Raw genomic sequence first — 6752 nt, forward strand, 5'->3', positions numbered from 1 at the left:
ATGCTGCAACAGTATGATCTGCGCAATGACAACTTGCTGATTTACATCGATGGAGAATTATACCCCAGGGAGGAGGCCAAAATATCGGTCTTCGATAGTGTGGTACAGGGCGGTGATGCCGTTTGGGAAGGGCTCCGGGTTTACGATGGAAGAATCTTCTCCCTCAATGAGCACCTGGAGCGCCTGCAAAACTCTGCCCACGCGATGGCCTTTCAGGAGGTGCCTTCCAGTGAGGAGATCAGGCAGGCACTTTTCAAAACGCTACAGGCTAATGGTATGCGGGACGAAACCCACATCCGCCTGACCCTGACCCGGGGCAAAAAAATCACCTCGGGCATGGACCCCCGCCTCAATCAGTTTGGCCCCACTCTGATTATCGTACCGGAGTGGAAGCCCCCGGTTTATCCGCCGGAGATTACACTTGTCACTTCCTCTGTGCGCCGCAATTCGGCCATGTCCCTGGATTCCAAGATCCACCACAACAACCTGATCAATAACATCCTGGCTAAGATTGAAGCTAACCACGCCGGTGCTGATGCCGGATTGATGCTCGACAAGGATGGTTTTGTCTCCGAAGCGAATGGCGTCAATGTGTTTTGTATCCGCAAAGGCATTGTTTACACCCCCCATGCCGATAGCTGTCTGCCAGGCATTACCCGTCAGCATGTGATCGATCTGTGCCGGGAGCAGCATATCCCTATCGTGGAGAAAAACTTATCTCTGACCGAGTTTTATACCGCTGATCAGGTGTTTACCACCGGTACCATGGGCGAGCTCACCAGAGTAGCTGCCATTGACGGGCGGGCCATCCGCAACCGTATGGAAGAAGACCTGCTGCAGCAAATCAAAGGCTACTTCCGGGCCATGACCCAGTCGGGTGGGGAGCCGTTGCCGTTTTAGGTGTTTTACTCGACAAGAGCTCTAAAGGCATAAAAAAAGCCGGGGCATAGTTGCCCCGGCGTACCTAAGATTGCTTTGTATGAAGAGTCTTTTGATTTCTTGGGAAAGGGTGCCCCCACTTGAATTCAGGCAGGGGCACTACTTGTTAACCTTGTGTCTGAGTAAGCGCGTTCGTTTTCATAGCTCATTAGACTGTAGGCGTCAGGTCAGTGTAGTAAGGAAAAAGCCATTTTAACGCTGCAATGATCTCTAACGCATCAAGTCTATTGTTTCGTACACTTCAAAGATAAGGGCAGCGCATGCCGTAAACCAACCAAAAAAAGCGCTTATGTCAGGTTTCTGAGTACAAAGAGCCTCCTGTTTTCCGCCTTTGCCATCTCGGGCTGAATCCCTACCTTTGCAGCCTGTTCAATAAACCTCTGCCATGTCAAGCAAGAAAATACAATCTGCACTCATTTCCGTCTACCACAAAGACGGCCTGGAGCCTATCGTTGAAGAGCTTAAACGTTTGGGCGTTCGAATCTACTCCACGGGGGGCACACAACGCTTCCTGGAGTCCCTCGGCGCAAAAGTGAATGCGGTGGAAGACCTGACTTCTTATCCCTCTATACTCGATGGGCGGGTGAAGACGCTGCACCCCAAAGTTTTTGGCGGCATCCTGGCCCGGCGCGAAGCAAGTCATCAGGCGCAACTGCAGGAGTACGATATTCCGGAAATCGATCTGGTAATTGTGGACCTCTACCCGTTTGAGGAGACGGTGGCGAATACAGACGATGAGTCCGCCATCATTGAGAAAATTGACATCGGCGGTATTTCTCTGATCCGGGCGGCAGCCAAAAACTATAAAGACGTGGTGGTGGTGCCTTCCAGGGCAGAGTACGGCATGCTGGAGCAACTGCTGAAAGAAAAGGACGGGATAACAGAACTGGCCGACCGCAAAGCCCTGGCCCTTCGTTCCTTCGGCGTTTCGTCTCACTACGATACAGCGATTTTCAACTACTTCAATCAGGGCGAGTCCTCCACGGCTGCTTTCAAGCAGAGCATACAAGAGGCACAGACGCTGCGTTACGGCGAAAACCCTCATCAGTCCGGCACTTTTTACGGTAAGCTCGAGGACATGTTTGACACCCTTGGTGGCAAAGCCCTGTCTTTCAATAACCTCGTTGATATTGACGCTGCCGTAGGGCTGATGCGCGAATTTCAGGGTGCCGGGCCTACCTTTGCGATCCTGAAGCACACGAATTCCTGCGGTGTGGCAACACGCCCCACACTGCTGCAAGCCTGGACCGACGCCCTGGCCGCCGATAACGTCTCCGCATTTGGCGGTATTCTGATCGCAAATACCAGGGTAGACCTGGCCACGGCACAGGAAATTGACAAGATTTTCTACGAAGTCCTTATTGCACCTGAGTTTGCACCGGACGCACAGGCGTTCCTGTCCAAAAAGAAAAAGCGCATCCTGCTGCGTATTAAGGATTTCTATGCTCACCAACGCAGCTTCAAGAGCCTCCTCAATGGCGTAATTGAGCAGGACACAGACCTGAAGATGGAAACGGCAGACGAGCTGGAAACGGTAACGAAGAAAGCGCCAACGGCAACCGAAAAGGAAGACTTGATTTTTGCGCTGAAATGCGCCAAGCACCTCAAGTCGAATACCATCGTACTGGCGCGTGGGCAGCAGTTGCTGGGCATGGGCTGCGGGCAGACCTCCCGGGTGGATGCACTAAAGCAGGCGATTGCGAAAGCGAAGCACTTTGGCTTTGAGCTGCAGGGTGCGGTCATGGCTTCTGATGCGTTCTTCCCCTTTGCCGATAGCGTGGAAATTGCCCACAATGCAGGTATTACTTCGGTTGTGCAGCCGGGCGGTTCCATAAAGGATAAAGACAGCATCGAGTACTGCGATGCCAATGACATGTCAATGGTTTTTACGGGCATACGCCACTTCAAACACTAAGGCCGTTTGAATTTAGCCATAGACATAGGCAATACGCGGACTAAGGCCGCCGTTTTTAGAGACGGTGCCTTGGTTCGGCATCAGGAGTGGCCGAAGGGTAGCGAACCCGATTTTTTTGAGTACGCAACCAACCAAGCCGCCCGAAATATCATCTTATCTAACGTAGCGGACGCTGTGCGCCCTGAGGTGCAGGAGCCGCTACAGCACCATTTTCGCTTTTTTGAGCTACACCCTACAACTCCTATACCTATCAGCAATCAGTATGAGACTCCCGAAACGTTGGGCAAAGACCGCCTGGCCGCTGTAGTGGGGGCTTATGCGCTTTTCCCCGGGCAGCACTGTCTGATTGTGGATGCAGGCACCTGTATCACCTATGACTGGCTGACAAAGGCAGGCGCTTACCTCGGCGGCAATATAGCGCCGGGTTTGTCGATGCGATTGCAAGCCATGCACCGGTTTACGGCCCGCTTACCTGAGGTAGGGAGCAGAGAGGAGGCAGACCTGATTGGGCGTTCTACCGAAACCGCTATGCGCAACGGCGCTCAGGAAGGCATCCGCCACGAAATTGAAGGGTACCGGCAATGGTCCGTAGCCCATTTGGGGGCAATCCGGGTCTTACTTACCGGAGGAGATGCCGTATTTTTGGCGAATAAGCTTAAAAGCGAGATATTTGTGAACCAACATTTGGTCCTGCTGGGGCTAAATAAAATTTTGGAATATAATGTCAAGCGTCTGGAGTAGAATTATTGTAGTGGCCTGCCTGTGCGGTAGTGCCTTTGTGGTGCTGGGGCAAGACAATACCCCAAACCCTAAAATCAACTCTCCATACTCGCGCTTTGGGTTGGGGGATTTCAATCCGCAGTACCTGGCGGCTCAGGGTGGCATGGGTGGTTTGAGCGCTGCCTATTACGATCCTTACCACATCAACCCGCTGAACCCTGCGGCACTTTCCCGCCTCGATGCCACCGCTTTCGAGATAGGTATTAATGCGCGTTACAGTCAGCTTTCAGCGGAAGGGTCATCGGAGAATCTTTGGAGTGGCAACCTGACTTACCTCGCGCTTGCGTTCCCGCTGATCAACCCGATCAACGAAGTGCTGGACCGGAAAGATACCAAACTGGGACTGGGCATGTCCTTCATCCTTCAGCCATACACTACCGTAGGCTACAACGTAGAGGCTACCCAGCAAACGAGCGGAGCCGGACAGAGCATCAATTACCTGAGGGGGACCGGTGAAACCTATCGCCTGAGCTGGAGCAACGGCGTCCGCTACGGTGGGCTTTCCGGCGGGCTTACCCTGGGCTACAATTGGGGGACCCTGGAAAACAGCCGACGGGTAGAATTTGACAGCCTGGCGCTGGGCTATACGACAGAGTTTCTCGATGAGTTTACGCTCTCCGGTTTATTTTGGCGGGTGGGCCTGCAGTACACCTATAACTTCAAAAAGCTGGATGACAAAGGAGAGCTTAAGCCTTCCGGCAAACGCCTGATTTTTGGGCTGCACGGTAGCACGGCCAACGAATTCAATACAGAATCCATCCGCTTTGGGCGCCGGTATAACCCTAATTTCGGACTCCCTATTGCCGTAGATACGTTGTTCAGCGAGGCTGGAGTGGAAGGCACCGGAGAACTGCCCGCTGCTTTCACCGCAGGCGTTACTTACGAACGGGTCAATAAATTACGGCTCGGTGTGGAAATGGGCATTCAGCAGTGGAGCGGCTACCGCAATGATGCACAATCGAATACCAGCCTGTCCGATATCTGGCAGGTACGCTTTGGCGGAGAATACATCCCGGACTACCTGTCGTACGACAGTTACTGGGAGCGGGTACGCTATCGCTTTGGTGCATTCTATGGTACTGACCCACGGTCTTTTGAGGGACAACAGCTTCTGGACTACGGGCTCAGCCTGGGGTTTGGTTTTCCGATCATTTTACCCCGTCAACGGACATCCTTTGTTAACTTTACCCTGGAAGCCGGGCAGTTTGGCCTGACGGATGCCCTGCAAGAGACCTACATCAATATGACACTTGGATTTACATTAAATGATAACACTTGGTTCTTCAAACGAAAATTTAATTAAACTATGAAAGAGTTACGTATTTCACTGATCGCCCTTTCGCTTTCTGTGCTTTTTACCACCGCTGTAGGGGCGCAGTGCGAGACTTGGAATGGTAAACCCTTTGAGGAAGAAGCATCAAATGCGCACGTACTTTACCGTGGCGTGGTGAAGGGCAAAACAGTAGCTGATCTGGAGGCACTGTCTGATGCAGAGTTCAAAATTGCTTACGAAAACTGGGAAAAAGCTTATAAGCTGGCACCTGCAGCAGATGGACAACGCCCCTCTCACTTCTCTGATGGCATCGACCTGCTTAAAGTGAAGTACAAAAAAACAACAGATGCAGAGGCAAAGAAGGCTATTGCTGAGCGTATCCTGGGCTTGTACGACCAGCAAATCGAATGCTACGAAAACGAAGCATTTCTGCTTGGCCGCAAAGGCTTTGATATGTTCTACATGCCGGAGTACGGCTTCCGCCAATCTACCTATGATGTGCTGAAAGCCGCCGTGGAAAAGGGGGGCAATGACGCAGAATATATCCTCCTTGAGCCAATGGGCCAGATTCTTGCTTACTTCTTTAAGTCGGGCAAAATCGAACAGCCGGAAGCGCAGCAGATGTACAGCACCCTGGAGGCAATTGCGGAGTACAACCAGGAAAACAACGATACCTACGGGCAGTACTACAAAGACTCTAAAGCCCGTATGGACAACGCGTTTAAGGAAGTGGAGGACGATGTGTTTGACTGTGGCTATTTCAAGAAAAAGCTGATGCCACAGTATGAAGAGAGCCCCAATGACCTCGAGGTCGTGAAATACGTATACGTTAAACTGCGTCAGCAGGGCTGTGACTCTACAGAAACCTTCATGCAGGACATGAAAGCAAGCTATGAGCAACTGGCTAAGGCGGTCAACGATTCGCTGGAAATTGCGCGCCGGGAGCGCAACGCTTGCTACGATGCCACACAGCTGCAGAAAGAGGGCGATTACAGTGCTGCTTTGTCCCGCTATGAAGAGTGCCTGAATTCTTCTGATCAGGAAATGGACGATGAGGGCAAAGCGCAGATCTACTACAGTATCGCTTCTATTCAGCTGTACCGGAAGAATAATACAGGTGCTGCTCTTTCTGCCGCTCGCAAAGCCGCAAGCCTGACTAGTGGCTGGGGCCGCCCTTACCTGCTCGTCGGCGACTGCTACGCCAAAATGGGCCGCAACTGTGATGACTGGACTTCCCGCCTCGCTATCCTCGCAGCTATGGAGAAATACCGCTACGCTAAGTCTGTTGATGGTGAAGTGGCTGAAGACGCCGACAAGCGCCTGAGCCAGTACTATGCTGCTATGCCGGAGAAGCAGGAAGGCTTTATGCGTAACGTGTCTGCCGGACAGCAGGTTACCGTAGGCTGCGGCATCGGCGAAACAGTGACGGTACGTTTTAAGGATTAAACCAAGTGTCAGAAGGGAGCGCCCACGGTACAATGAAAGACTTCGTAGAAGTCGCACGTTATACTTAGCTGTGGGAAGTGCTCCTGCCTCATAAAGGAGTAAAAAATGGCCCGGTACGCTATCAAGTGTGCCGGGCCTTTGCTCATACAGCGATAGCGCTTTCCTGTTCTTTGTATGGTGCTGTTGCCTCCGCTAAGTAAAAAAGCCGGGCGCCCTTTAGGCACCCGGCTTTCCGGAAATTAGTTATGTGATTTTCTTAGAGCTTGTTGGGATTTTGCTTTTGGAACGAACGTAGCCAAATTTTGTTCTGATCGAGGCGTGATGAGGGAGCATAGCCTTAGCTAAGTGACTGAAGAGCAACGAAGAGCAGGACGAAATTTGGCAAGAGCAGCCCAAAGG

5 protein-coding genes are annotated in these 6752 nt (G+C 52.1%); all 5 read left to right on the top strand.

The window, feature by feature from the left end:
- The 5 genes from RIC19_RS03960 to RIC19_RS03980 all read left to right on the top strand — a co-directional run bounded on the left by RIC19_RS03960 (position 1) and on the right by RIC19_RS03980 (position 6353).
- Complete coding sequence (locus RIC19_RS03960) at positions 1–900, top strand: aminotransferase class IV (protein WP_350176992.1); 900 nt, start codon at positions 1–3, stop codon at positions 898–900.
- A 424-nt stretch (positions 901–1324) separates the two neighbouring features.
- Positions 1325–2854 (top strand): bifunctional phosphoribosylaminoimidazolecarboxamide formyltransferase/IMP cyclohydrolase, encoded by a 1530-nt coding sequence (gene purH, locus RIC19_RS03965; protein ID WP_350176993.1) that lies wholly within the window; start codon positions 1325–1327, stop codon positions 2852–2854.
- A gap of 6 nt (positions 2855–2860) precedes the next feature.
- Positions 2861–3595: a type III pantothenate kinase gene (locus RIC19_RS03970; RefSeq protein WP_350176994.1), complete on the top strand. Its 735-nt coding sequence runs from the start codon at positions 2861–2863 to the stop codon at positions 3593–3595.
- Positions 3576–4937, top strand: a complete 1362-nt coding sequence (gene bamG / locus RIC19_RS03975; protein WP_350176995.1) for a BamG family beta-barrel-assembly machinery protein — start codon at positions 3576–3578, stop codon at positions 4935–4937. The genes RIC19_RS03970 and bamG overlap by 20 nt, the downstream gene beginning before the upstream one ends.
- Positions 4938–4940: 3 nt before the next feature.
- Positions 4941–6353 (top strand): hypothetical protein, encoded by a 1413-nt coding sequence (locus RIC19_RS03980; RefSeq protein WP_350176996.1) that lies wholly within the window; start codon positions 4941–4943, stop codon positions 6351–6353.
- The last annotated feature ends 399 nt before the right edge of the window (positions 6354–6752 follow it).

The sequence above is a fragment of the Phaeodactylibacter sp. genome, from assembly GCF_040219495.1.
In the GTDB taxonomy this organism is placed as follows: Bacteria; Bacteroidota; Bacteroidia; order Chitinophagales; family Saprospiraceae; genus Phaeodactylibacter.

Bases quoted from the DNA above. Each gene is read 5' to 3' on its own strand.
- RIC19_RS03960 (WP_350176992.1), top strand. From the start codon at position 1: ATGCTGCAACAGTATGATCTGCGCAATGACAACTTGCTGATTTACATC.
- purH (WP_350176993.1), top strand. From the start codon at position 1,325: ATGTCAAGCAAGAAAATACAATCTGCACTCATTTCCGTCTACCACAAA.
- bamG (WP_350176995.1), top strand. From the start codon at position 3,576: ATGTCAAGCGTCTGGAGTAGAATTATTGTAGTGGCCTGCCTGTGCGGT.
- RIC19_RS03980 (WP_350176996.1), top strand. From the start codon at position 4,941: ATGAAAGAGTTACGTATTTCACTGATCGCCCTTTCGCTTTCTGTGCTT.